The organism is Streptomyces sp. NBC_00988 (assembly GCF_045162645.1).
Taxonomy (GTDB): domain Bacteria; phylum Actinomycetota; class Actinomycetes; order Streptomycetales; family Streptomycetaceae; genus Streptomyces.
The window spans coordinates 10,997,698-11,024,582 of sequence record NZ_CP108730.1; the positions used below are offsets into that span (position 1 = coordinate 10,997,698).

Annotated in this window: 19 protein-coding genes; 12 read left to right on the plus strand and 7 right to left on the minus strand. The window is 69.4% G+C overall.

Translation table 11 applies throughout. The annotated features are described in order from the left end of the window. Nucleotides 1–9 precede the first annotated feature (9 nt). Entirely contained in the window at nt 10–165 is a 156-nt protein-coding gene (locus OG496_RS49615; protein ID WP_405975605.1) for a cytochrome P450, read from the minus strand. 470 nt (nt 166–635) lie between these two features. Between OG496_RS49615 and OG496_RS49620 the strand changes: the two genes are divergently transcribed. From OG496_RS49620 to OG496_RS49660, 9 genes are all read left to right on the plus strand, one after another. Next, complete coding sequence (locus OG496_RS49620; RefSeq protein ID WP_405975606.1) at nt 636–1,667, plus strand: LacI family DNA-binding transcriptional regulator; 1,032 nt, start codon at nt 636–638, stop codon at nt 1,665–1,667. Nucleotides 1,668–1,686: 19 nt separating this feature from the next. After that, a complete protein-coding gene (locus tag OG496_RS49625) occupies nt 1,687–3,852 on the plus strand; it encodes a beta-galactosidase (protein ID WP_405975607.1) in 2,166 nt (721 codons plus the stop codon). After that, complete coding sequence (locus tag OG496_RS49630; RefSeq protein ID WP_405975608.1) at nt 3,849–5,210, plus strand: ABC transporter substrate-binding protein; 1,362 nt, start codon at nt 3,849–3,851, stop codon at nt 5,208–5,210. The genes OG496_RS49625 and OG496_RS49630 overlap by 4 nt, the downstream gene beginning before the upstream one ends. A 66-nt stretch (nt 5,211–5,276) precedes the next feature. Further along, a complete protein-coding gene (locus OG496_RS49635; protein ID WP_405975609.1) occupies nt 5,277–6,230 on the plus strand; it encodes a carbohydrate ABC transporter permease in 954 nt (317 codons plus the stop codon). Continuing rightward, complete coding sequence (locus OG496_RS49640; RefSeq protein ID WP_405975610.1) at nt 6,227–7,111, plus strand: carbohydrate ABC transporter permease; 885 nt, start codon at nt 6,227–6,229, stop codon at nt 7,109–7,111. Before OG496_RS49635 ends, OG496_RS49640 begins: the two co-directional genes overlap by 4 nt. Before the next feature lie 170 nt (nt 7,112–7,281). Then, the gene (locus OG496_RS49645) at nt 7,282–8,061 is read left to right on the plus strand and encodes a hydroxyethylthiazole kinase (RefSeq protein ID WP_405975611.1); all 780 of its coding nucleotides are present in this window, start codon (nt 7,282–7,284) and stop codon (nt 8,059–8,061) included. Between the two features lie 35 nt (nt 8,062–8,096). Then, nucleotides 8,097–9,476 carry an LLM class flavin-dependent oxidoreductase gene (locus OG496_RS49650; RefSeq protein ID WP_405975612.1) on the plus strand — a complete coding sequence of 460 codons (1,380 nt, stop codon included), beginning with the start codon at nt 8,097–8,099 and terminating at the stop codon, nt 9,474–9,476. Beyond that, nucleotides 9,473–10,336 carry a sulfurtransferase gene (locus OG496_RS49655; protein ID WP_405975613.1) on the plus strand — a complete coding sequence of 288 codons (864 nt, stop codon included), beginning with the start codon at nt 9,473–9,475 and terminating at the stop codon, nt 10,334–10,336. Before OG496_RS49650 ends, OG496_RS49655 begins: the two co-directional genes overlap by 4 nt. Beyond that, nucleotides 10,333–11,016, plus strand: coding sequence for a GntR family transcriptional regulator (locus OG496_RS49660; protein WP_405975614.1), 684 nt, complete (start codon nt 10,333–10,335; stop codon nt 11,014–11,016). The genes OG496_RS49655 and OG496_RS49660 overlap by 4 nt, the downstream gene beginning before the upstream one ends. Before the next feature lie 391 nt (nt 11,017–11,407). On the opposite strand, the gene OG496_RS49665 is transcribed toward OG496_RS49660, so the two are convergent. The 6 genes from OG496_RS49665 to OG496_RS49690 all read right to left on the minus strand — a co-directional run bounded on the left by OG496_RS49665 (nt 11,408) and on the right by OG496_RS49690 (nt 20,495). Next, entirely contained in the window at nt 11,408–12,205 is a 798-nt protein-coding gene (locus OG496_RS49665) for an alpha/beta fold hydrolase (protein ID WP_405975615.1), read from the minus strand. After that, nucleotides 12,202–13,779 (minus strand): glycoside hydrolase family 43 protein, encoded by a 1,578-nt coding sequence (locus OG496_RS49670; RefSeq protein WP_405975616.1) that lies wholly within the window; start codon nt 13,777–13,779, stop codon nt 12,202–12,204. Before OG496_RS49670 ends, OG496_RS49665 begins: the two co-directional genes overlap by 4 nt. Before the next feature lie 28 nt (nt 13,780–13,807). Next, the gene (locus OG496_RS49675; RefSeq protein ID WP_405975617.1) at nt 13,808–17,206 is read right to left on the minus strand and encodes a Tat pathway signal sequence domain protein; all 3,399 of its coding nucleotides are present in this window, start codon (nt 17,204–17,206) and stop codon (nt 13,808–13,810) included. A gap of 50 nt (nt 17,207–17,256) precedes the next feature. Continuing rightward, nucleotides 17,257–18,096 (minus strand): carbohydrate ABC transporter permease, encoded by an 840-nt coding sequence (locus OG496_RS49680; RefSeq protein ID WP_405976859.1) that lies wholly within the window; start codon nt 18,094–18,096, stop codon nt 17,257–17,259. A gap of 26 nt (nt 18,097–18,122) precedes the next feature. Beyond that, a complete protein-coding gene (locus tag OG496_RS49685; protein ID WP_405975618.1) occupies nt 18,123–19,079 on the minus strand; it encodes a carbohydrate ABC transporter permease in 957 nt (318 codons plus the stop codon). 84 nt (nt 19,080–19,163) lie between these two features. Continuing rightward, nucleotides 19,164–20,495: an extracellular solute-binding protein gene (locus OG496_RS49690; protein ID WP_405975619.1), complete on the minus strand. Its 1,332-nt coding sequence runs from the start codon at nt 20,493–20,495 to the stop codon at nt 19,164–19,166. Nucleotides 20,496–20,835: 340 nt separating this feature from the next. Here OG496_RS49690 and OG496_RS49695 point away from each other — a divergent pair, with 340 nt between their 5' ends. From OG496_RS49695 to OG496_RS49705, 3 genes are all read left to right on the plus strand, one after another. Next, complete coding sequence (locus OG496_RS49695; protein ID WP_405975620.1) at nt 20,836–21,849, plus strand: hydroxyacid dehydrogenase; 1,014 nt, start codon at nt 20,836–20,838, stop codon at nt 21,847–21,849. A gap of 126 nt (nt 21,850–21,975) precedes the next feature. Continuing rightward, nucleotides 21,976–23,073, plus strand: a complete 1,098-nt coding sequence (locus OG496_RS49700) for a LacI family DNA-binding transcriptional regulator (RefSeq protein WP_405975621.1) — start codon at nt 21,976–21,978, stop codon at nt 23,071–23,073. A 284-nt stretch (nt 23,074–23,357) separates the two neighbouring features. Beyond that, complete coding sequence (locus OG496_RS49705) at nt 23,358–26,855, plus strand: putative Ig domain-containing protein (protein WP_405975622.1); 3,498 nt, start codon at nt 23,358–23,360, stop codon at nt 26,853–26,855. The last annotated feature ends 30 nt before the right edge of the window (nt 26,856–26,885 follow it).

Below are 26,885 nucleotides of genomic sequence, written 5' to 3' on the forward strand. Positions count from 1 at the left end.
ACGGACGCCCTAGTCGGTGCCGGTGAAGTCCATCGGGACCTCTTCCAGCGGCGTGGCGAGCCGCAGGTTCGGAAGGCGTTGGAAGAGCTTGGGCAGGACGGTCTTCAGCTCGGCGCGGGCGACATTCTGACCGAGGCAGGCGTGGACGCCGTGACCGAAACCCATGTGGCGGATCATCCTGCGGTCGATGTCCAGGGTGTCGGGGTCCTGGATGGCGCGGGGTCGCGCCTTCCGTGGCGCCGGTGCGGCGCTTGTCGGCGACCAGCCCGGTGATGTGGTCGATCAGCCGGTGGGCGCCCTTGTCGCGCACCTCGGGGTGAAGCGACCGGTGAGCAGCCGGCGTTAGGCGCCGTGCTCAGCCGCGGGTCACTGAAGACCTGGCTGCCCTCCTCGAAGCGGGTGACGATCCAGCCTGTCGAGCCGTTGCGGAAGCGCACCTTGACGAGGGGCCGGTCCTCGCGCAGCCGGGTGTGCTTGGCGGGCGGGTCGCGGGGGAGGCTGGGTGCGCGTCGATGGCGGCCGTGAAGTGCGGCAGGTGATTTTCCGCCGCAAGGGTCTTGAATCGGCGGTCTTGTTAACGTTAACGTCCAGCGCAACACCACAGAAACTAGGGAGCGATCTCCAAGTGATGCCCTATGACGTCGTCAACTGACCGGGGCGGACGCCCCGCGGTCCTCGGCGACGTGGCCCGGCTGGCGGAGGTGTCGGCGATGACCGTGTCGCGGGTGCTCAACGAGCACGCCGGGGTCAAAGAGAGCACCCGGGCACGGGTGTTGGCCGCCGTGGCGGAGCTGGGCTACCGGCCCAACAGCATGGCGCGGGCGCTGGTGACCGGCAGGTCACGGGTGCTGGGCGTGGTCGGCTTCGACACCAGGCTGTACGGCCCGGCGACCACGCTGTTCGGCATCGAGCAGGCGGCCCGCGACGCGGGTTACACCGTACGGGTCACCACACTGGAGTCCACCGGCCAGAACTCGGGCGAGGAGGTCATGCGTGACCTGATGTCGGAGTCGCTCGCCGGGGTCATCCTGGCCGCCCCGCACGACTGGGCGGCGGGGGCGCTGCCGCACCTGACCAAGGGGACCCCGGTGGTCGTGGTGGACGTCGACATCGAGCAGGAGTCCGCCCCGGTGGTCGGCATCGCCCAGCACGCGGGCGCCCGGCAGGCCACCGAACACCTGCTGTCGCTGGGTCACCGGACCGTGTGGCACGTCGCGGGCCCCGTGGACTGGCCGTCGGCGCAGGCCCGTGAGACCGCCTGGCGCACCACCCTGACCGAGGCGGGACGCAAGGCGCCGGCGCCGCTGCGCGGGGACTGGACCGCGCGGTCGGGCTACGAGCAGGGCCGGCGCCTGGTGCGCCGCAAGGACGTCACCGCGATCTTCGCCGCCAACGACCAGATGGCCCTCGGGGTACTCCTCGCGCTGCGCGAGGCCGGTCTCGACGTGCCCGGCGACGTGAGTCTGGTCGGCTTCGACGACATCCCGGAGGCCGCGTACTTCTGGCCGCCGCTGACCACGGTGCGGCAGGACTTCGACGAGGCGGGTCGGCTCGCCCTCGACCTGCTCGTGGACCAGATCGAGGGCACCGCGGTGCGGGACGGCCTGACCGTGGTCGAGCCCGAACTCGTCGTACGTGCCAGCACGGGCCCGGCGGCCCGGAACTGACGCGGGGGAGCCGACACTCATGAACTCACGTGCATCCAAAAATGTTAACGTTAACGATCTTCCTCGACGTATTCTCTTCGGCGCCGCCTACTATGCCGAGTACCAGCCGTACGAACGGCTGGCCACCGATCTGGACCTCATGGCCGAGGCCGGATTCTCGGTCATCCGCGTCGGCGAATCCGTCTGGTCCACCTGGGAGCCCGAGGACGGCCGCTTCGAACTCGACTGGCTGCAGCCGGTGTTGGACGAGGCCCACGCCAGGGACATCTCGGTCATCATCGGGACGCCCACCTACGCCGTCCCGCCGTGGCTGCGCCGCAAGTACCCGGAGACCGCGGCACACCGCGCCACCGGCCGACCAGCCCCGTACGGCGGCAGGCAGGACGCGGACTTCAGCCACCCGGCCTTCCGGTATCTCGCCGAACGCGTCATCAGGAAGATCGTCCCGCGCTACGCCGACCATCCGGCGGTCATCGGCTGGCAGGTGGACAACGAGCCCGGGATGGAGATCCTCCACAACCCCGCCGTCTTCCAGGGCTTCGTCGACCACCTCCGGACCACCTACGGCGACGTCGGGACCCTCAACGACCGCTGGGGCCTGACCTATTGGTCGCACCGCATCAGCGAGTGGTCGCAGCTGTGGACGCCCGACGGCAACACCACCCCGTCGTACGACCTGGCCTGGCGCCGCTACCAGGCGGACCTGACCACCGACTTCATCGGCTGGCAGGCCCGGATCGTACGGGAACTCGCGGCCCCCGGACACTTCGTCACGACCTGCGTCGACCTGGGCCGCAAAGCCCTCGACGAGGTGGCGCTCGGGCGGGAGTTGGACGTGGCCGCCACCAACATCTACTTCCCGATGCAGGACGGACTGCGGCACCCGGCCCCGGAGGACCCGTCGGCGGTCGGCCGCCCGTGGTGGCTGCCCTGGTCCGGTGCCTGGGCGCTGTACCTCAAGTCCGACCTGTCGTACGGGATACGCCGCGAGCCCTTCCTCGTCACCGAGACGCACGCCCAGTCGATCGGCGAGTCGCACGTCAACTACCCGGCGTACGACGGCCAGTGGCGCCAGGCGGTGTGGGCGATGGTGGCCCGCGGGGCCTCGGCGGTCGAGTACTGGCACTGGCACACCCTGCACTTCGGCCTGGAGACGCACTGGGGCGGAGTCCTCGGGCACAGCCTCCAACCCGGCCGCTGCTACGGGGAGTTGAGCCGCACCGGCGCCGAACTACGGCAAGCCGGGGAGACGTTGGCCGGTCTTGAGCCGGACGCCGACGTCGCGATCCTGTACTCACTGGAGAGCAAGTGGGCGCTGGAGTTCCAGCCGCCCATCGCCGCCGGAACCAGCGGCGACCCGGACCGGTCGGCGTACGACCGTGTCGTCGCGACCCTGCACCAGGGCCTGTTCGACGCCGGGCTCCAGGCCGCCGTACTGAGCCCGCGGCAACTCGGCACCGACGCCGCCGCGCTCGCCGCCCGTTGGCCGGTGCTGGTGGTGCCCGCCCTGTATGTGGCGAGCGACGAACTCCTTGAGTTGCTGGAGCAGTACGCACGCCATGGCGGCCACCTGCTCCTCACGTTCCGCTCCGGGTACGCCGACGAGGAGGCCAGGCCGCGCCCGCGGGTCATGCCCGGTGTGCTGCGCGAGGCCGTCGGGGCGCACTACCTGGAGTACACCAACCTCGCCGAGCCGGTGCGCGTGACGGGACCGGACGGGGGGTTCGACGGCCGGGCGACGGCCTGGGCGGACGCCCTCGTACCGGACACCGCCAAGCCGCTGGCCATGTACGACCATCCGCACCTGGGCCGCTGGCCCGCCGCCGTCACGAACGAGCACGGGAGTGGCCGGGTCACCTATCTCGGCACCCTGCCCGATGCCGCGCTGGCGAGCCGACTGGCCCGCTGGGTCGCTGAGACGACCCTGCCCGAGGACCCGTGGCATGCCCGGCCCGCCTCGGTGACCGTGACCGGGGCCCGCGCGGCCGACGGACGGCGGCTGCGGTTCGTCAGCAACTGGTCGTGGGAGACGGCGCCCGTGCGGCTGCCCGTGCCCGCAACGGATCTGCTTTCCGGCGAAGCGCTCGAAGCCGGATCGGAGTTTTCACTCGGAGCTTGGGATGTCCGGGTGCTCGTCGAGCGGGACACCGGGATCACCGGGAACAGACAGGAGGAGAGACGATGAGGTCTCCGACAAGGGGCAGGCGTTCACGCCTGCTCGCCACAGCCGCGGGTGGGCTCGCCCTGCTCGTGCTGACCGCCTGCTCCGGCGGCTCGACGGCCGGGTCCGGCAACGGCACCAAGTCCGTCGACATGGCAGCCGAGTTGAAGAAGCCGGCCACGATCGAGTTCTGGAGCTGGGTGGACGGCATCCAGTCCGAGGTCGGTCTCTTCGAGAAGAAGTACCCCAACATCAAGGTCAAGGTGGTCAACGCCGGCCAGCCCGCCGCCGAGTACCCCAAGCTGCGTACCGCGCTGAAGGCGGGCAGCGGGGCCCCCGACGTCGTACAGCTGGAGGCCCACGAGGTCTCCTCCTTCACCATCACCAAGAGCCTGCTCGACCTGGCCCCGTACGGCGCGAACAGCGTCAAGAGCAAGTTCGTGTCCTGGGCGTGGAGTCAGGTCTCGCAGGGCTCCTCGGTGTACGCCATCCCGCAGGACACCGGTCCGATGGGCATGCTGTACCGCAAGGATCTCTTCGACAAGTACCACATCCAAGTCCCCACGACCTGGGCGGAGTTCGCGACGGCGGCCGAGAAGCTCCACAAGGCCGACCCGAAGGCGTATCTGACCAACGTGTCGCCGAGCAACGGCGCGTCCTACACCGGTCTGCTCTGGCAGGCGGGATCGCGTCCGTTCAAGACCAACTCGGCGACGAGCTTCGACGTGAACATCGCCGACGCGCCCGCCAAGAAGGTGAGCGACTACTGGAGCGGCCTGGTCAAGTCGGGCGCGGTCTCCACCGACCCCGACTTCACCGACCAGTGGTACCGCGGCCTGGCGAGTGGCAAGTACGCCACCTGGCTCACCGCCGCCTGGGGCCCGTTGTTCCTGCAGGGCACCGCGAAGGGGACGTCCGGCAAGTGGCGCGTCGCCCCGCTGCCCCAGTGGACCGCGGGGGAGTCCGCCTCGGGCAACACCGGCGGCTCCACCAGCGCCGTCGTCAAGAGCACCAAGTACCCTGCCGCCGCCGCGGCGTTCGCGGAGTTCCTCAACAGCGACCCCGCGTCGACGAAGATGCTGGCCGCCAAGCAGTCGCTCTTCCCCGCCACGACGGCGCTGCTCAACGACCAGAGCTTCCTGAGCACTTCGCTGCCGTTCTTCGGCGGGCAGAAGGTGAACCAGGTCTTCTCCGACATCTCCAAGACGGTCAGCACGGACTTCACCTGGAGCCCCGTCCAGGACTACGTCTTCAGCGACTTCAACGACACCGTCGGCAAGGCGATCACGAACAAGCAGGACCTCACCGCCGCGCTGGCCCAATGGCAGAACTCGGTCACCTCATACGCCAAGCAACAGGGCTTCACCGTCGGTGGCAGCTGACCGGAGCACACCGAGCCCCCACGGACGCCATCACCGGTGTCCGCGGGGGCCGGGGGAAGGTACGACATGAGCCAGACCGTCCCACCCGTGGCCGCGCGTCGCGTCCCGCCGCCGGTCGTCCCCAAGTCCCGCCGTCCGTGGCGGAGTTCCACCCGCGAGGCGCTGACCGCTTATGGGTTCGTCGCCCCCTTCATGATCCTGTTCGCCGCGCTGCTCGTGGTCCCCCTCGGCTACGCGGGCTATCTCAGCCTGTTCCGGTCGCAGCTGGTCGGCGGCGACGTCTTCGCCGGACTGGGCAACTACCGGCGGGCGCTGGACGATCCGCTGTTCCGGGAGGGTGTACTGCGGATGGCGCGGTTCCTGGTCATCCAGGTGCCGGTCATGCTGGCCGCCTCGCTGCTCTTCGCCCTCGCGCTGGACAGCGGCCGGCTGCGCTTCCCGCGCCTCATCCGCCTGGGCATCTTCGTGCCGTACGCGATCCCGAGCGTCATCGCCGCGCTCATGTGGGGCTACCTGTACGGCCCGGACTTCGGCCCGTTCGCCCAACTGGCCCGGGACGTCGGTCTGGGCACCCCCGGATTCCTCAGCCCGCACTGGATTCTCGCCTCCCTCGCCAACATCGTGACCTGGGAGTTCGTCGGCTACAACATGATCATTATGTTCGCCGCCCTGCAGTCGGTGTCGCCCACGCTGTACGAGGCGGCGGCCGTGGACGGCGCCGGCGCGTTCCGGGTCGCCTGGTACATCAAGATCCCCGCGATCCGGCCGGCGCTGCTGCTCAGCGTGATCTTCTCGGTGATCGGCACCTTCCAGCTCTTCAACGAGCCCAAGCTGCTGTCCGCGCTCGCGCCGCAGGCCATCAACACCGCGTACACCCCGAACATGTACGCGTACACGCTGGTGTTCACCAACCAGGAAGTGAACTACTCCTCGGCCGTCTCCTTCCTGCTCGGCGCGGTGATCGTGGTCGTCTCCTACGTCGTCCAGCTCGCGTCCCAACGGAAGGCCCGCCGGTCATGACCAGCAAAACCGCTCCCGCCTCGGCATCCTCCGCGACGCCCCGCCGCAGCAATCTGCTCACCCTGGTGATGCTGGCGTGCCTGGTGTACTTCCTGCTGCCGCTGTTCTGGCTCGCGGTCTCCGCCACCAAGGACAACGGGTCCCTCTTCTCCACGTTCGGGCTGTGGTTCGGCGGTGGCTTCCACCTCTTCGGCAACCTCCGCGACGTCTTCACCTACAACGACGGCATCTACGGGCGGTGGCTCCTCAACACCGCGCTCTACGCCGGGATCAGCTCAGTCGGCTCGGCCTTCCTGGCGGCGCTGGGCGGCTATGCCTTCGCCAAGTTCCGCTTCCCGGGCCGCAATCTGCTCTTCTCCATCGTGCTGGGTTCGATCATGGTGCCCAGTACGGTGCTGACCATCCCGACGTATCTGCTGTTCAGCAAGATCGGCCTGGTCAACACCCCGCTCGCGGTGATCATCCCGATGCTGCTGAGCCCCTTCGGCATCTACCTGATGCGGGTGTACGCGGAGGGCGCGGTGCCCGACTCCCTCATCGACGCCGCACGGGTGGACGGCGCCGGTGCGCTGCGCACCTTCTGGCAGGTGGGGTTCCGGCTGATGCTGCCGGGATTCGTCACGGTCCTGCTCTTCCAGCTCGTGGGCAGCTGGAACAACTACTTCCTGCCGCTGATCATGCTCAACAACCCGAAGCTGTACCCGGTGACCATCGGACTCGCCCAATGGCAGTCCCAGGCAAGCGGGTTGGGCGGCGCCCACGCCCTCTTCTCGATCGTCATCACCGGATCCCTCGTCTCGGTCCTCCCCCTCATCGCGGCATTCCTCCTTCTGCAGCGCTACTGGCAGGGCGGCCTCGCCACCGGCTCCGTCAAGGACTGACGGAGAGGCGCGGCCCCGGCCGCGCGACGGGTGACTCCGGATGTTGCGCCTTCATGAAATGAGTCCGTCAGGTCTTGGAGGGACCCCGGCACTGCTGCATACAGTTGCATACACCTCGTGCCGCGGCATCGGCCCCGACCTCCCTCCTACTCCTTCGGAGACGCACCGCCATGGAAGAGATCACCTACGAAGACCCCACGGTCGCCGAAGGCATCGCGGCCATCCGCACCGGTTCCCCGTTCGTCTACGGCCTCACCAACTACGTCGCGGCCAACCTCAGCGCGAACGTCCTGCTGGCCGTCGGCGCGGGCCCCGCCATCGGTGCCGCCGCCGACTTCCCCACCGTCTTCCCGGCCGGTGCCGGTGCCGTCTGGATCAACACGGCCGCCCTGATCAGCAACCCCGCCGAACCCGTCGCCGCCGCGGCCCGCACGGCCCACGCGGCAGGGACCCGTTGGGTGCTCGACCCGGTCGCGGTCGGCGCGGGAGCAGTGGAGTACGACGCGTTCGTCGCGTCCCTCCTGGAGTACCGGCCGACCGTCATCCGCGGCAACGCCAGCGAACTGACCGCGCTCGCGGGCGGCGACAGCACCGGCAAGGGCGTGGAGACCACCCTCTCCTCCGAGGACGCCGTCGGCGTCGTGGAGGACCTCGCCCGACGCACCGGCGCGATCGTCGCTGTCAGCGGTCCCACCGACTACCTGACCGACGGCACCCGCACGGTGGCCGTGCCCGGCGGGGACGTACGCCTGACGCAGGTGACCGGCGCCGGATGCAGCCTCGGGGCGCTGATCGCGGGCGCGCTCGCCGTCGTACCCGACGCGCTGACCGCCACCGTCGTCGCGCACGCGGCCTACGCCGTCGCCGCCGAACGCGCCGGTGCCCGCACCACCGGTACCGGCTCCTTCGCCGTGGCCCTGCTCGACGAGCTGTCCCTGCTCGCCGTCTGAGCCGGCCTGCCGAATCCCCCCTCAGGGAGCACCACTTGACCACCGACGACACGCACACCGGCCCCCGCCTGCACCTCGCCGCGTTCCTCAACGCGGGACCCCAGGGAACCGTCGGCTGGCGCCACCCCGACGCCGGTGACGGCTTCCTCACGGCCGCGCACTACACCCGGATCGCCCGTGTCCTGGAGGGCGCCGGCTTCGACATGGCGTTCGTCCCCGACTCGCTGGCCGTGCCGCGCAGCCTCGGGGACTCCTTCGACCCCGCCGTCACGTGGGGGACCGGCACACCGCGCCTGGACCCGATCCCGGTCATCACGCTGATGGCCGCCGCGACGCAGCACCTCGGCGTCGCCGCCACCGTGTCGACCGGCTACCAGGAGCCGTTCCACGTCGCCCGCGGCATGGCCACCCTGGACCACCTCCTCGGCGGCCGGGCCGGCTGGAACGTGGTCACCAGCTTCCAGGACGCCGAGGCCCAGAACTTCGGCCAAGACAAACTCCCCGACCGCCAGGCCCGTTACGACCGGGCGGAGGAGTTCCTGGAGGTCACCGCCCAGCTCTGGGACAGCTGGGCCGACGACGCGATCGTCGCCGACAAGGAGAGCGGGATCTACGGCCGGCCCGACCGGGTGCGTGCCGTGGACCACCGGGGTGAACGCTTCGGCGTACGCGGCCCGTTGAGCGTTCCGAGGCCGCCCCAGGGCTACCCGGTGATCATCCAGGCGGGCTCCTCCCCGGCCGGCCGGGACTTCGCGGCCCGCTGGGCGGACGTCGTCTTCTGCAGCCACGAGTCGCTGGAGTCGGCCGTCGCCTTCTACGCCGACGTCAAGTCCCGTGCCGCCGCGCACGGTCGGGACCCCGAGCAGCTCAAGGTGCTCCCGGCCGCGACCACGGTCGTAGGCACCGACTTGAAGGACGCGCTCGCCAAGCACGAGGCGTTCACCCAACTCGTCCACCCGGAAGCCGGGTTGTCGCGACTCGCCTACCACGTCAACGTGGACCTCACCCGCTACGACCTCGACGGTCCGCTCCCCTCCCTGGAGGAGGTCGGTGTGGAGGGCCACTACCGCGAGGTGGTCGAGTTCGCCGAACGCGAGAAGCTCAGCGTGCGTGAGATCGGCCGCTGGTACGGCGCCCGCACCGAGGGCGACATGATCGGCTCGCCATCGGACATCGCCGACACCATGGAACAGTGGCTCGACGCCGGCGCGGCCGACGGCTTCATGATCCAGGCCACCCATGTGCCCGCCGCCTTCGAGGAGTTCGCCGACCACGTCGTACCGGAGCTGCGCCGTCGTGGCCTGGTGCGCACCGCCTACACAGGCGGCACCCTGCGCGACAACCTCGGCCTCGCCCGCCCCGAACGGGGCGAATGGCGACACCGCGCCCGCCCGGCCGAGGGAGACCGGTCGTGACCGACTCCGCACTCGTGGACGCGAGTTGGCTGCACCGGCACCTGTCCGACGTCGTCCTCCTCGACGCCACCGTGGACCGCCGCACCGACCCGGACGGCACCACCGTCTTCGTCTCCGGACTCGCCCTGCACACCGAACGCCGCATCCCCGGCGCCCACTTCGCCGACCTCGTCACGGGCTTCTCCGATCCCTTCGCCCCTTTCCCCTTCACCCGCCCGTCGGGCGACCGCATCGCCGCCCACGCACGCGAACTCGGCATCCGCGAGGACTCCACCGTCGTCGTCTACGACCGGCTTTCCGGGGCGTGGGCCGCCCGCGTGTGGTGGGTGCTGCGCTCGGCGGGCATCACGAACGTCCGGGTCCTCGACGGCGGGCTCACCGCGTGGGAGGCGGCCCAACTGCCGGTCACCGAGGGCCGCGAGGAGCCTTTGCCACCGGGTGACGTCGTCGCCGCCCCGGCCCGCGAACACTTCACCGACCTGGCCCGGATGCGCCTGATCGCCGACGGCGACGACTCCACCCCGGCCGTCTGTGCCCTGCGCGGCACCGAGTACCTGGGTGACCCCGCCCGCGCCCGCTCCGGACACATCCCCCGCACCACGAACCTGCCCTACGCCGACCTGCTCGCCCCGGACCACACGCTCGACCTCGAACGCACCGCCCACCTGGCCCAGTTGCACGGCCTGCGCCAGGGAGCCGGTACGGTCCTGTACTGCGGCGGAGCGATCAACGCCGCCGGGCTGGCACTCGCCCTCCGCGAGATCGGCATCGACGACGTCGTCCTCTACGACGGCTCGCTCGGCGAGTGGCGAGCCCACCCCGAACTGCCGTTGGCGACCGGCCCTGAGGGAAGCGGATGAAGAGCACACGGGACACGATCTACGACACCCTCAGGCAGCGGCTGACCTCCGGGTACTACCCGGCGGACGCCTCGCTCGTACCGCTCGCGCTGAGCGAGGAGTTCGCGGTCTCCCGCACACCGGTGCGCGAGGCGCTGGCACTGCTGGAGCGGGACGGGCTGCTGGTACCCACCCGGCGCGGGTTCGCGCTGCGCCTGCGCTCCGACGAGGAGATGCTCGAACTCTTCGAGATCCAGGCGGTGTTGGACGCCACGGCCGCCCAGTCGGCGGCGCTGCGCCGCAGCCCGGTCGACATGGTCCGCCTCGACGCCCACCTCGACCACGCCCAGTCCCTGGACGAGCCCGCACAGATCCGGCGGAGCCTGAACGACTGGCACGACGCGGTACGCCAGGCCGCCCACAACGCAACCGTCGTCGCCTTCCTCCGCACCCTCGACGCACAGGTGAAGACGAGCGCGCCCTGGCGAACCCCCGAAGTCGCCGACACCTTCACCGCCGCCTTGGCCGAACACCGCGCCATCACCGAGGCCATCCGGACCCAGGACACCGAAGCGGCCCGGCTCGCCATGCTCGCCCACCACGGCCACGACCGGGACCGCCGCATACGGCAACGCGTACGCGTGGACCGGACGCCGGCGCCCTCGACGACATCGAACGGCCCCGCTGACGCTCAGCCGTGAGGTCCGCGGCGAACACGCTGTGTCGTACGCTCCGGTGATCCGCAAAGCGACTCCGGTCGGCCGTACTCGGCGGGCATGAGCAGCAGCTGCCCCGCACTGACAGACGCGTGAGTCCGGGCAGGGCTCTTGCTCGGGTCCAGTCCCTCCCGCAGAGCGCGGCGCAGGGCGTCGATGGCCGCGCGGGGCGGACAGGCGGCTCGTATGTCGGAGGCGCCCCAGGTGGGCAGTCCGGTCCCGGTCAAAGGCATGGCACCAGTGCATCGGACAAACCGGCGCAGCGCATTGTCGGATCGGACAGTGATCGATTTCGGATCCCTGTCGGACGGGCAATGAGTTCCCCAGGCGTCTGCCACATTGACGTGACCACCACCGGAACCACGGCCACCAGCACTCACAGTGCGCGGAAGGTCTCCGTCGCCCATTCCTTGAGGAGCCGGATCGTGTGCTCCGGCCGCTCCTCGTGGAGGTAGTGACCGGTGTCCGGCCAGTGGTCCACCCGGGAGCCGGGTACATGCAGGGTGCCGCGTTCCCATGTCGCGGCTTCCTCGGACGTCCACACTGTCAGCGCGGGCTGGGGGCGTCGGCGTAGGTACTGCTCGCTGTGCGGGCGGATGCCGACGGCGCCGGGGTCCGTGTACATGCCCGCGTACGACTGCGCGATGACGTGGTCCGGTGTGCCGAGCGTGGTCCGGACGTGGGCCGTGCGCAGTCCGGCCGGGGCATCCGGCGCGAAGGCCCCGGCCACGAAGGAGGCCGCGGCGCGGGCGCCGTTCGCCCGGTACTCGGCCAGTCGGCCGGGAACTCCGTCGACCTCGGCTCCATGGGCGCCGTGGGCCGGGTCGAGCGCGACGACCGACCGTACGGTGTCCGGACGGCGGACGGCGAGGAGGTTGACCACCTGTCCGCCCATGGAGTGCCCGACGGCGACCACGGGTCCGGTGCCGAGGGCGTCGATCAGCGCGGCGAGGTCGTCGGCCATCTCCGTCGGGGTGTTGCCTTCCCGTGGCACTTCGGAGCGCCCGTGGCCGCGCAGGTCGGGGACGATGACGTGGAACGTCGCGGCCAGTTCCTCGGCGTGCCGCGACCATTCCCTCCCGTCGCCGCCCCAGCCGTGCACCAGGAGCAGGGCGGGCGCGGCGGCCGGGCCGAGATCGGTGCGGAAGAGTCGGACGCGGTCCAGGTCCTTCACTGGTGGTTCTCCCGGTAGGTGGCGTACGCGAAGTCGGCGAACACACCCGCGCCGTCGAGGTCCTGCACCCACAGTCCCAGCATGGCGCCGGTGAAGCCGAGGACGCGCAACTGTCCGTCGTGGAACTCGTCGGCGTGTTCGTCCGAGAGGACGGTGGCGTCGAGTTCGAGCGGCAGGGTGCGGCGGCCGTCGCCGGTGTCGTACGAGAACCGTAGGACCGGTCCGTCGAGTTCCGTCCGCAGGACGACCGGGCGCGTGGGTTCGAGCGGGATCTCGACCGGGTGTGCCGTGAGGTGTCCGGCCGTGCAGCTCAGGGCGGTGAGCAGAGGGCTGCCGTCGTCGTTCGCCGTCACGTACAGATAGTGCCAGTTGCGGGTGTTGTAGCAGGCGGTGACGCCGGCCAGGTGGTCCGGGGTGCGGGGACCGAAGGTCAGTTCCGTCTCGAAGGTGCAGTGCTGTGCGGTGACGCGGCGGGCGACGAGGCTGGGGGTGCGGCGGCCGGCGGGGGACTGGCCGCCGTGGATCCGCAGGCGGCCGGGGGACGGGTCGGCCCAGTCCGGGGTCGCGGGGCGGCGCAGCGTCGACCACTGGGGCCCGAGCACGTCGAAGTGGTCGGTGGCCGGCTCCCGTTGCACCGGAACCGGCGGCAGGCCGGGTGCGGGCACGGTGACGGCCGGGACCCCGCCCGCGATGCGCGGCCAGCCGTCCTCCGTCCAGGTCACCGGTTGCAGCGCGGTCTCCCGGCCGAGCACGCAGCGGCCCCGCTCGCCGTAGGGGCGGGCGACGATGTGGGCCGCGTACCACTCGCCGGTCGACGTCTCGACCAATGAGCAGTGTCCGGCCTTCTGCAGCGCCAGCGACGGATCGTGACGGGACGTCAGAAACGGTCCGGACGGGTCGGATTCGTACGGGCCGAAGAGGTCACGGGAACGGGCGACGGCCGCGCCGTGTTCGTAACCGGTGCCGCCCTCGGCGTGCACGAGGTAGTACCAGCCGTCCCGTTGGTACAGATGCGGGCCCTCGGCGACTCCGGCGGCGGTGCCCACGGAGATCGTGCGGGGCTCGCCGAGCAGTCGCCGGGTCTCGCGGTCGTATTCCTGGAGCTCGATCCCGGCGAACGACTCCCGCCCCGGCCGCCAGTCGAACCGCATGTTGAGCAGCCAACTGCGCCCGTCCTCGTCGTGGAAGAGCGACACGTCGAAGCCGCGGCCGTGCAGCGGCACCGGGTCGGACCACGGTCCCTTGACGGAGGGCGCCGTTGTCACGTAGTTGGGCAGGTCCTTCCAGCCCTCGGCGTACGTGTCCACGACGGTGAAGACCAGGTGGAACAGCCCGTCGGCGTACGACAGTCCGGGCGCCCAGACGCCTCCCGAGTCGGGGACGCCGGTCAGGTCCAGGAGCCGCTCGCTGTCCAGGATCCCGCCCAGCGCCTGCCAGTTGACCAGGTCCCGGGAGTGGTGGAGCCGTACACCCGGGTACCACTCGAAGGTCGACGTGGCGATGTAGTGGTCGTCGCCGACGCGCAGGATCACCGGGTCGGGTTCGAAGCCGCGCAGGACGGGATTGTGGATCACTTGAGGTCCGTTCAGAACGCAGGGGGACTCAGACGCGGCGCAGGACGAGCGTGCTGCGCGGGCCGATCTTCGGCCGGACGGCCGGGCCGACGGTCTTGCCGGTGGACAGGTCGCGGGCGGGGCCGAAGTCCTGGCGGGCGGGGAGGGTGAAGACCTTGTCGGCGCTGGTGTTCATGGCGATCAGGTAGTCGCCGTACGCGCAGTAGTAGAAGGGCGCCTTGCCGACGAGCATGGTCTCGACACCGTCGAAGTGGACGCCGAGGGTGGGGTCGGGGACGTCGGACGGGACGGGGGCGAGGTGGTAGACGTCGCCCTTCTGGGACTGGTGGAGGGTGTCGCCGGGCGGAGGGAATCCGCCCGGCGGGAGGCCTGCGGCGCCGGGGTCGTTGATGGCGTAGTCCCACAGGATCCAGTCGCGGGCGGTGAAGGTGTCGTCGGTGGTGCCCGCCGAGTGCTGGCGGATCGTCGCCGAGCGCTGGTCGACGGGGGTGACGTGGTGGATGCGGGCGTAGTCGTTGACGCCCTGGCGGGCCCGCCAATACAGGGAGGCGAAGAGCAGTTCCTTGCCGTGCTTGACGGCGACGGCACCGTTCTCCTCGTCGGTGAAGACGAAGTCGGGGCTGTTCCAGCCGGTGGGCAGCCGGCCAGGGCGCGAGGCGAGGGACTGGTAGTCGTCCCAGTCGCGGGAGACCAGGCGCAGTGCGTTGAGGCCGACGCGGGTCCAGTCGTACGTCGCGATGAGCTGGAGCTGCGGGTAGAGCTGGCCGTCCTCCACCATCTCCTGGGTCCAGCCGACGAGTTCGGGGTCCTTGAAGACGGCGGCGGACATCAGCGGGTGGGAGTCCCACGCGGTACGGGAGGCGTACGCGATCGCACCGGGGTAGACCTCGTTGCGCCAGCCGATGACCGTCTCGGTGCGGGAGACCCGGGCGTTGTCGCCATCCACGTCGACGACCCGGAAGCGGCCCCGCGCCTTGACCATCCTGACCATCTGCTCGCGCAGTTCGGGGGCCTCCTGGCCGCCGTGGCCCCGGGTCACCGACTCGTACATCATGACCAGCCAGTCGGTGACCTCGCCGTAGCTGCCGACATAGCCCAACTCGCGCGTCAGGCCTGCCTTGGAGACCTGGTAGTAGTCGGCGCCGAGCGGCTTGGACGGGGTGCCGTCCGCGTCCTCGGGGCCGAGGTAGGGCACCAGGCCGATGGACTGGTACAGGTAGTCGCGGGCCTTGGCCTCGGACAGGGCGAGGTCCGGGTCCAGCAGCCTCAGGCCTCGGTTGGTCTGGTAGATGCCGATGGCGCAGATCTGGGCCTGGTTGGAGTAGTGCGGGAAGTGCTGCCGCCAGTAGTCGCGGCTGGACTTGAGCATCGTGGTGTACGCCGCGCGCCGCACCGGCTGCTCGACGGTCGTGGTGTCGGCCGGTGCGATGACGTCGACGCCGTCGAACCAGGCCGAACCGGGACCGGTGAGCCGTAGATGGAACTCCACCTGGGTCGCGGTGTCGGGGGTGGCGATGTCGAGGGAGACGTACTCCCAGTCGTGGGTACCGGTGGTGGCGTACTTCTTGTGGTCGCCTCCGACGAGGGTGCCGTTCGCGTCGTAGAAGAGCGGGTCTATGTGGGCGCCCTCGCCGGTGACGCCGTCGGTCTTGATCCAGGCGCCGTACGTGTAAGTGCCCGTGCCGACCCGCACCTTGGGCGTCGCGTAGACGTAGCTGTAGTCGGTGTCGCCGGTCGCGGTGAGCTTGAGGGAGGCCGAGCCGGTGTGCGAGACGGTGGTGTCGCGGGACCAGGTGCCGCCGGACGCCCAGCCGGGCCTGGCCCAGTTGTCGGGAGTGGTGCCGCCGGCCTCGAAGCCGGGATTGCGCAGCTCGGTCGGCTTGACCAGGTCGACGGAGTCGAACCAGGCGGTGCCGGGGCCGGACAGCCGCAGGTGCAGCTCGATCTGGGTCGCGGTGTCGGGGGTGGCGATGTCGAGGGAGACGTACTCCCAGTCGTGGGTACCGGTGTTCGCGTACTTCTTGTGGTCGCTGCCGACCAGGTTGCCGTTCGCGTCGAAGAAGAGCGGGTCGATGTGGGCGCCTTCCCCGGTGACGCCGTCGGTCTTGATCCAGGCGCCGTAGGTGTACGTGCCCGAGCCGACCTTCGTCCTGGGTGCGGAGTTGACGTAGCTGTAGCCGCCGGCGGTGGTGGCCGTGAGCTTGAGGGAGGCCGAGCCGGTGCGCGCGACGGTCGTGTCGCGGGACCAGGTGCCGCCGCCGGCGGAGGCCCAGCCGGGCTGGACCCAGGAGGTGGGCGTGGCGCCGCCGTCCTCGAAACCGGCGTTGGCTATCTCGTATGAGGAGCCGGTGACCTTGGTGTCCAGCCTGTCGCCGAGGTGGTCCCAGAGCAGGGCCAGGACGAGGCCGACCCGGCCGAAGCCCTGCCACTGCTGGTCGGAGCCGGTGAGCACGCTCGCGTCCGACTGCCAGGCCATGTAGCGGCCGTCGATGGCCTGCAGGACCCGCTCCACGGCGGAGTCCTGCCGGTAGGCGGGGCTGCCGGACCACAGGTAGCCCTCGGCCAGGGACTGCATCGCCCAGCCGTCCATCGAGGCGGGGGTGGCGGTGGTGAGGAGGGCGGTCTGTTCCTTCTGGACCCGCGCCTTCACGGCGTCCAGCACCTCCGCGCCCGTGGTGCGTGGCACGGGTGTCGGGGCCGGGCCCTGCACCTCGCCCTTCGGCGGGACGAAATAGGGCTCGGCGTGGGTGTAGAGGCGGTAGATGCCGCGCGAGGCCGTGGTCTGGCTGTAGTACAGCTGCGCCTGGTTCTGGCCGTAGGACCAGATGCGGCCCATCGAGCGGATCTCCAGGCTCACCTTCTTCTTGCCCTTGGTCAGCTTCTCCGGGAGCGGCAGGGTGTGGAAGAAGAACCGGCCGGGGGTGCGGGGCGCGGTGTCCAGGATGTCGAGGCTGTCGACCGCGCCCTCGTCCTGGTAGCCGACCTGAAGGCCCTCGCAGAACAGTTGCAGTCGCCAGTTGTTGGAGCCGAAGCTCGCCTCGGTGGCGGTCGGGTCGTGTTCGTCGCCCCATAGCCGGATCGTGACGTAGGTGGTGCCGGTCGGGCTGACCTTGGCGTCGAAGGTGAGCGTGCCGCCCCAGTACGAGGCCGGGTCGGCGGGTCTGAGGACGCGGGCGCTCTGGCCGAGGCCGCCGGTGACCGTGTCGGACAGGATGGCTTGGAGGTGGTGCGCCGTCTCGGAGGCCGTGTCACCGAAGACGACGACGTCAAGGGGCTTGCAGGCGCTCGCCGTTGCGTTCCCCGAGCCCGCGTCGGCGATGGGCGTCGCCGCCGCGGGCGGTGCCGCGAGCCAGCCGATGCCGGCCGCGGCGATACCGGTGGTGCCCGCGTACTTCAGTACCTCACGTCGTCGTGGGGCCGTGGACATGGCTGTGCCTTTCGTCAGGCGGGTCTGAGTGAAGTCCGGCCGGGCGAGAGCTACTTGACGCTGCCGACCAGCACGCCGCTGCGCCAGTACTTCTGCAGGGCGAACATGAAGACGGCGAGCGGGACGATCGAAAGCAGCGATCCGGTCAGGACGAGGGTGTTCATGTTGATGCCGGACTGGGACTGCTTCTCCCACGCGAACAGGCCGAGGGTGACGGGGAAGGAACGTTCGCCGTTGAGCATGAACAGGGGGAGGAAGAAGTTGTTCCAGATGCCGACGAAGTCGAGCATGAAGATGGTGATGGCCCCCGTGGTCATCAGCTTCAGCGAGATCGACCGGAAGATCAGGAACTCGCCCGCACCGTCGATCCGGGCCGCCTCCAGCAACTCGGCCGGCACCGAACTGTCGGCGTAGACCTTGCCGAGGTACACGCCGAACGGGTTGACGAAGTACGGGATCAGCACCGACCAGACGGTGTTGGTCAGCCCGATCTGGGCGAACAGCAGATACAGCGGCAGGGCCAGCAGCGTGCCGGGCAGCAGCGAGGCGCCCACGATGGTGCCGAAGATCGCGCCCCGGCCCCTGAAGTCGAACTTCGCCAGGCCGTAGCCGGCCGCGACCGAGATCAGCGTGGAACCGAGCGCGCCGACACCGGAGTAGAAGATCGAGTTGCCGACCCAGCGCACGAACAGGTGATCGTGGTACGCCCAGATGTCACGGAGGTTGTCCACGAAGTGGTTGGCGGAGAACCACAGGCCGAAGGTCGAGTAGAGGTCGGTCTGGTTCTTGGTACTGGAGACCAGCAGGAACCAGGTCGGCGCGAGGGAGTACAGCACGAACAGGACCAGCAGACCGGTCGTGACGACCTTCGCCCGCAGGCTGGGGGCCATCGGGGACTTGGCGGTGGTGGCGGTGCTCACTTGGCCCCCCGGTTCGTGAAGCGGAAGTAGGCGAACGCGAGGACACCGGTGACCAGCGCGAGGATCAGGGACTGGGCGGCGGCGTACTGGTACTCGCCGGTCTGGAAGGCCTTGTAGTAGATCGCGAGCATCGGCGTGAAGTCGGTGTTGATCGACTCCGGTGCCACCTGCCGCAGGATCAGCGGCTCGCCGAAGAGCTGGAGCCGGGCGATCACCGAGAACATGCCGGTGAGGACCAGGATGCCGGTGATGTTGGGCACCTTCACCGACCAGGCGATCCGCCACTCCCCGGCACCGTCCAGGTGTGCGGCCTCGTACATCTCGCGGGGCAGCGACTGGAGCGCGGCGGAGATCAGGATCATGTTGAACCCGATGCCCTGCCAGGTCAGCACGTTGCCGAGCGCCAGATAGGTGGTGACACCGCCGAAGAAGTCGAAGTCGGCGCCGACCCGGCCCAGCACGTCGTGGATCGGGCTGCCGGTCGGGCTGTAGAGGAACAGCCAGATGAGGGTGGAGACCACGGTGGGGATGACATAGGGGATCAGCAGCGCCGAGCGGAAGAACCGCACCGCGCGGGCGGCCACGCTGTCGAGGAGCAGGGCCATCAGCAGCGAGATGCCCAGCATCAGGGGGATCTGGATCGCGCCCAGCAGGATCACCCGCACGATGCTCGACCAGAACGAGGTGTCGGAGAACGTGTCGGCGAAGTTGGCGAACCCGGTGAAGACCGTCCGGGACGCGCCGAAGCCCAGCCCGGAGCTCTTCTTCTGGTAGAGGCTCTGATAGACGGCGTAGCCGATGGGGATGACGTACGTCGCCAGGAAGCCGGCCAGGAAGGGCAGCGTGAACAGCAGCCCTTTGTACGCTCCCCGGGCTCTTACGGGTCGCGGGGCGGCCCGCCCGGACACGGGGGCGGGGGGTGCGGCGCTGCTGCGTCGCAGGGCGGTGGACACGGATCTCTCCTACGGTCGGGTGCGCTGTTCGTCGAGCCGGCGCCGGCCTCGCCGGGCGTCACGCCCTGGCTCGGGGCGGTGGCGTCAGTTCGCGGCGGAGGCGTTGATGCCCTTGCCCTTGAGGTCGGAAAGGGTCCACGACTGGAGATGGGTCAGCATGTCCTTGACGGTCAGCTGCTTCTTGATGACCTTGCCCCAGTCCTTCTGCATCTCCGCGTACATGTCGGCGTAGTCGGGGCCGTACTGCCACTGCGATCCGACGCGGGAGGCAGCCGTGGTGATGACCTCGGCGCTGTCGGACTTCCCGTTGAACATCTCGGTCGGGATGATCTTGTCGACGTACGGGGACACGTCCTTGAGCGCGGGGAACAGGCCCGACTTGGACGCGGGGTCGGTCAGGGTGGTGACCGACTCCTTGCTGCTGCTCAGCCAGGCCGCGAACTGTGCGGCACGGTCGGGGTACTTGCAGCCCTTCAGTACGGCGGTGGTGTCGAAGTTGCTGGAGGTCTGCGGACTGGCGGTGTCGAACAGCGGCGCGTCGGCGAGCTGCCACTTGCCCTTGGACTTGGGGAAGTTGGTGTCGTAGATCGGCAACTGCCAGGTGGAGGTGGTCATCAGGATGGTCTTGCCGAGGTCCCAGGTCTTGAAGACGCCCGGGTCTGCGTAGGAGGCGTTGGACGCCAGATTGTGGTCCACGAGTTGCTGGACCACGTCACCGGCCTTGAGGGCCTCGGGGGTGGTGAAGCCGATCTTCCACTGGTTGCCGTCCACCTTGTACCAGGAGGCGCCCGCCTGCCAGGACAGGTCCACCAGCGTGCTCGGGTCCTCACCGGCCATGTTGAAGATCTTGATGTTCTTGTTCTTCTTCTGGATCGCGATGCCGTCCGCGATCAACTCGTCCCAGGTCGACGGGGCCTTGGTGATCCCGTACTTCTGGAACAGGTCCGCGCGATAGGCGGTGAACAGGGGGGACGAGCCCATCGGGATGCCGTAGGTGGCGCCACCGGGGCTGACCGCGTTCCACGCCGCCGTCGTGTACGCGCTCTTGTACTGGGCGGCGGTCCTGCTGATGTCGGTGAGCAGGCCGTCGGCGGCGAACGTCGCCAGGTTCATGCCGTCCATCTTGGACAGGCACGGCGCGGTGCCGGCCTTCACTGCGGCCCGCAGCTTCTGGTAAACGGTGTCACCGGCTTCCTGCGAGAACGCCACCTGGGTCTCGGGATGGGCCTTGTTCCAGACCTCGACCTGAGCCTCGATGCCCTCGGTCCAGCTCCAGAACTGCAGCTTGACCTTGCCCTTCGTGCTGGGTGAGGAGGAGGCCGCGTCGTTGTCGCTGCTCGAACACGCGCCCAGCAGCAGGGAGAGGGCGGCGGCGGTCGCCGCTCCGGCGACGACTCTCTTGCGGGACTTGCTCATGGTGGGTCCTCCGGGGGCAGGTGCTGCTTCGTGCCACAGTGCAGTAACCGTTTGCCGTGGACCGTAGGACGAAATCGGCCGTTGCGACAAGAGGCCGCGCGCTATTCATGTCGCCCAATTTTCCTGGAGGTTACCTCGCTGTGCCTCTGAGCTGGGGATACATCGCCGTGTATCGGTTTGGCCATGCCGTGATCACATGACGGAATCCGTTCGGCACTGCCGTGAAGCTCCCTCGGATCCCTTGCGGCTGTGGCCTCATGTCCATTGACCAGGGCGTGGAGCCGTCGCTACGTTGGAATACGTTTACTTACTTCCCCCTCCGCGCTGAAGCAGGAGAACCATGCCCACCGCACCGCTGCCGACAGCCCTGTTCGCCATGGACCCGGTTCATTTGCCCGAGCTCTTCCCTCCTCCCGTGCTGGCGCGGCTGCGGGAGCTCGTCCGGATCGATCCCGGCCACGTCGTCCAGGACTTCGCCGACCCGGCGGCGGTGGCGTCCCTGGCCGAGGCCGAGATCCTCATCACCGGCTGGGGCTGCCCGCACATCGACGCCGACGTGCTCGCCGCCATGCCCCGGCTGCGCCGGGTCCTGCACGCGGCCGGCAGCGTCCGGAGCCTGCTCGGCGACGCCGTCTGGGAGCGCGGCATCGCCGTCTCCAGCGCGGTGTACGCCAACGCGCTTCCCGTCGCGGAGTACGCGCTCGCCGCGATCCTGCTGGCCGGCAAGGACGCCTTCGCCCTCCGTGAACGGTTCCGCGCCGAAGGGGCATACCCGCCTCCCCGGGACTACGCGGACGTCGGCAACCTGGGGCGCCGCCTGGGCGTCATCGGCGCATCGAGGGTCGGCCGTCGGCTCCTGGAGCTGTTGCGGCCCTTCGACCTCCAGGTCTCGCTCTACGACCCGTACGTGGACGAGGAGGAGGCGGCCGCGCTGGGCGCGGTGCCGCTGCCGTTGGACGAACTCCTGAGGGGCAGTGACATTGTCAGCCTGCATGCTCCCGACATCCCGGAGACCTATCGCATGCTCGATCGGCGACGGCTCGCCCTGATCCGCGACGGTGGCGTGCTCATCAACACCTCACGCGGTGCGCTGGTCGACCCCGACGCCCTGACGGACGAGCTCGTCAGCCGTCGGCTGGGCGCCGTACTGGATGTCACCGAACCCGAGCCGCTGTCTGCCGGCTCGCCCCTCTACGGATTGCCCAATGTCTTCCTCACACCGCACATCGCGGGCTCCCTCGGCAACGAGCTGCGCAGGCTCGGCAGCACGGTGGTGGAGGAACTGGAGCGGGAGAACGCCGGGTTGCCGCCGGAGCACGAGGTGCGGCGGGCGGACCTCGCCCGGGCGGCGTGACCTTGCGGGCTGTCCGACCCGGGGCGGTACGGAACTGTCCTGCCCCCGTCCCGCCAGTCCGCGGCCGGTCGAAGGGAAAGCGATTACGGGGGTGAGGTGCAGTTACGGATGCAGTAACGTCGGGCCGTGACGGAGAATGGAGTCCCCCCGACGGCCGCCGCCAAGCGCACTCGGAAGCGGAGCGGCGGAGGCCGATCGAGCACCATCCGCGACGTCGCCGCGCAGGCGGGTGTATCGGTGGCAACCGTTTCCCGGGTGCTGGCCGGCAACTATCCGGTGGCAGCGGACACCAGGGCTCGGGTCATGGCTGCGGTCGAGGCGCTGCGCTACGTCGTCAACGTCCATGCAAAGGCGCTGTCCGGTGGCGTCGAGGGTCCCATCGCGCTGGTCCTCAAGGACATCACCGGGCCGTCCTTCGCCCATGTCGCCGCCGGGGTGGAGCAGGAGGCCGCCGACCGGGGCCGGCTCAGCCTGGTCTGTGCCACGCACGGGGACCAGAACCGTGAGGACGACCTCGTCCAGTTGATGCGCCAACAGCACGCGGGCGCGGTCGTCCTGGTGGGCGGAGTGAACCCCGACGACGACTACCACCGGCGGATGACCGAGTACGCCAAGGCCCTGGACGCCGTCGGCTCCCGTCTCGTCCTGGTCGGGCGGCCGGCGCTGCCCGACGGGGGCCCCGTGACCGTCGTGGAGTACGACGACCGCGGCGGCGCCTTCCAGGCCGCGAGCCACCTCCTCTCCGCAGGGCACCGCCGGATCCTCTTCCTCGGCGGTGAGCCCCTGATCAGCAGTGCTGAGCGCCGCCGTGCCGGGTTCCAGGACGCGCTGCGTGCACACGGTGTCCCCTACGCCGAGGAACTGGACATCCCGGGCCCGTACCTCCGCAACTCCGGCCATCTGCGCACCCGCGAAGCCCTCCGTTCAGGCATCGACTTCACCGCTGTCTTCGCCGGTACCGACATGGTCGCTCTCGGAGCCCTCGCCGCTCTGCGCGAGGCCGGCCTCGATGTCCCCGGTGACGTCTCCGTGGTCGGCTTCGACGACGTCCCCTTCGCCGCCGACCTCACGCCCGCCCTCACCACGGTCCGCGTCCCTTACGAGGAGCTCGGCCGTACCGCCGTACGCCTCGCTCTGCAGGGCGACGAGCGGCTCTCCACCGACGACCACGTCGTCATCAGCACGCAGTTGGTGATCCGGCAGTCGGTGCGCACGGTGCAGTGACCACCGCGTCCGGCCGCCTCGGTCCGCACGTCGTCCACCAGATCGATGTCTGACCCTGTCGTGCCCTCTGACAGTCGATGGAAATAGAGGCGTGTAAACGCTTACTATCGGCTTCGCCCTGTGTAAGGATCCCGCCGAGGCCCCGCCGAGCGTGTCGCACGGTGGCTGCCCCGGCCCGCGGACGACCGTGCGGGCCCTCATTCGCGCTGCGTTTCTCCCCGACCGGTCGGCTGCCCGCGGCGCCCACCTCTGGGCGGAGGCACCGCAATCCAAAGGAGAGTTGCATGTGGCAGCACATGTCGAAGAGGCTCAGACAGGCGCGGTGGTCAGCGACCGTCACCACATTGTTCGCTCTGCTGGCGGTTCTCGTCCCCGCGCTCCCGGCGGGGGCCGCGACTCCCGATCCGGTGACCGGTGCCTTCCCCACCGTCGCGCTGAAGCAGGTCACCAGTAGCGCGGGGTTCGTCCACCCGGGAATCGCCGTGAGTGCGTCGAGCCTGAGTCGGGCTCGCCAGGAGGTGCTCGGCGGCGTCGAGCCGTGGGCTTCCTACTACGCGGCGATGATCGACACCAACTACGCGTCGACGACCCTCACTTCCGTGAACAGGGGGTCCGGGGTCGACACCCCGGGGACGGACGCGTTCAACTCGCAGGGAGTCGAGGCGAAGTTCATCACGGACGCCTTCGGCGCCTACACGCAGGCGATCCAGTACTACATCACGGGTGACCCCGCCTACCGCGAGAACGGTATGCACATCATCCGCACCTGGTCCCACATGGACCCGACCAAGTACGCGTCGTATCCGGACGACCACATCCACGCCGGCATCCCGCTGATGCGCATGCTCGCCGCGGCCGAGATCTTCCGTTACTCCAGCGTGAACGCCGGCACCGACGACTACGACACGACCTGGACGACCGCGGACACCGCGAACCTGACCGGCAACCTCGTCACGCCTGTCATCAGGACCCTGCTGTACGGCAACACGTTCTTCATGAGCCAGCAGTCGTATCCGCTGGTCGGCGAGCTGGCGGGCTACATCTTCACGGACGACCGGGCGGGCTACGACCAGGGCGTCGAGTGGTTCTCCGTCAACTCGACCAACACGGACCCCACCAGCAACGGGTCCTTGATCTCCCTGATCCGCGAGATCGGCAAGAGCGACCCGCTGAACCCCTACGGTCAGTCGTTCGTCCAGGAGCAGGAGATGGGCCGCGACCAGGCGCACGCCTGGGACGGCATCAACGCCCTGACCGAGATCGCCCGCATCATCACGGTCCAGGGCACCAGGCTGGACCCGGTCAAGGGCACCCCGTCCACCAAGAAGAACGCCGTCTCCGCCTACGAGTTCGGCAAGGACCGGCTGCTCGCCGGCACGGACGCGTTCTACGCGTACATGATGGGCAGGACCATCAAGTGGATCGATACGACCGGTGGTCCCGGCAAGCCCGCGGAGGCCTACCGGGGACGGCAGTTCGACCCGATCGACGAGCTGTACAACGTCTACACGTACGACCTGGGCGTCGACGTCGAGAAGAAGGCGCCGAACGTCGCCAAGATGCGCGAGCAGGCCGACGGTCCCGAGTTCTACTGGGGCACGAGCCTGTACAACTTCTGGAACAGCAACCCCGACTACAACCCGGACTACTGGCTCTCGCTGCCCGAGCAGGTCGCCGGGAAGGCCCGGCCCGCACTGCCCGCCAACCCGCTGGTGCGGGTGGCGAACCGCAGCATCGCCCTCGACAGCCGCTCCAAGGACCACTCGTACAACGGACATGACGTCGTCCGGATGCAGGCCTCGAAGAAGGGCACCAGCATCGCGGTCCGCACGCTGCTCTACGACAACCGCGACGGGTACAGCCCCGTCGGGGTCCTGGTCCGCACGACCGGCCCCGCGACCCTTGAGATCCGCAAGAACATGTCGCTCGCGGCCTACCACACCGTCAGCCTGCCGGACACGCATGGCAAGTGGCGCTACGTCACCTACGACATGGACTACGCCCTCCTGCCCGGGAGCACCGGGGGCGAGAACCTGGCGTACTACACGATCGTCGGCTCGTCGAAGGTGAGCGTCGACATCGACAGCGTCAACCTTCAGGCCAAGACGCAGCTCACCCCGCCGACCTTCCCGCAGGGGCAGCGGACCACGCTCATCGGGGTGGCCGGCGAGACCCTCGACCGGTCGCTCGCCGCGACGGACTCCGGGGGAGACACTCTCACCTACACGGCGCCCGGGCTGCCCAAGGGCGCCACGGTCGACAGCGCCACCGGGGAGTTCCTGTGGACGCCCACCCGTGCTCAGGCCAGTACCACGCAGCAGACCGTGGTCGCCGACGACGGCACGGTCGACACCGTTCTGAACGTCAGCCTGGTGGTCACGTCCGACAGGGCCAGCGCGCTGACGGAGGCTCAGGCCGGCTTCGACTCCAAGACGGCGTACGTCAAGCAGACCCTCGGCGCGTTCAATGCCACCGTGGCATCCGTCCAGGCGACGATCGACACCGCCGACGACAGCACCTTCCTGGCCGGTCTGACCAGCGTGCAGAACGCGGTGAAGGCGCTGGAACTGCTCACCCCGGTCCTCGCCGACGACGGCTCGCTGGACTACCCCTCGCTGGTGACCTCGGCGCTGTCCGCCACGTCTGTGGCGAACTTGGTCGACGGTGACATCAACACCACCTCCGGCGATCTGACGGCTGCGTCCACTGTGGACTTCGGGGCCGGATTCCGGGTGAAGGCCGGCGCGTTCGGCCTCCAGGCCCGGTACAACTTCGCCAACCGATCGCAGGGAGCCAACGTCTACGGCTCGAACGACGGCCAGACCTGGACCCTGCTCACCTCGCGCGAGACCACCAACACGTCCCCGGGTTTCGCCATGGAGACGATCCCGGTCCGGGACGCGGTCAAGGACCTGTCGTTCCGGTTCTTCAAGATCCAGGTGGACGATCCGGGAGTGGCCACTGACCCGAACTACCCCGGGCTCTCCTCCTTCAGCGAGTTCCGCATCCACGGCGACCGCTTCGAGACGGCACAGGCGATCTCGTCGGCGAAGCTCTCCTCCGACGACCCCGTCGCCGGCCAGGCCGTCAACGGTGACACCGTGACCCTCGACCTGGTGGCCACGCAGTCACTGGCCACCGTCGACGTCAGCATCGAAGGTGTCGACGCGACGGTCACCAGCACCGACGACAAGCACTGGACCGCCACCGCCGTGCTCCCGGAGAACGTGGCCTTCGGCCGCGCACTGCGGTTCACGGCCGACTGCACGACATCCGACGGCCGACTCGGCTCGACGGTCTACCAGACCACCGACGGGTCCTCGCTTCAACTGTGGAACGACCATGTGGTGGCCGTCGCCGTCCAGCAGTCCTGGGTCGACGCGTCCACCCCGCAGTGGCCCGGCACCGGCACCACGGCCGCCAACGGATGGCGCATGTTCGACGGCGACGTCACCACCGCCACCGACACGACCACCGCCAACGGCTGGGTGACGGTGAAGCCGACCGACGGGTCCTCGCTGGACTTCGACGGCGTACGGATCCGCCCTCGCGCGTCGTTCGCGAGCCGGGCCAACGGGACGGTGCTGCAAGGCTCCACCGACGGCGGCACCACCTGGCAGACCGTCCTGACCGTGTCCGGCGTGACGAGTGATCAGCAGTGGTACCTGTTCAAGCTGCCGACGCACCAGTCACTCCCGATGCTGCGTGTCCTCGACGAACACGGCGGAAACACCGACATCGCCGAAGTCCAGCTGCTGCAGTTCAACTCACTGCCGCAGTAGCAGCCAAGGGGAACAGGCGGCGGCCTCGGC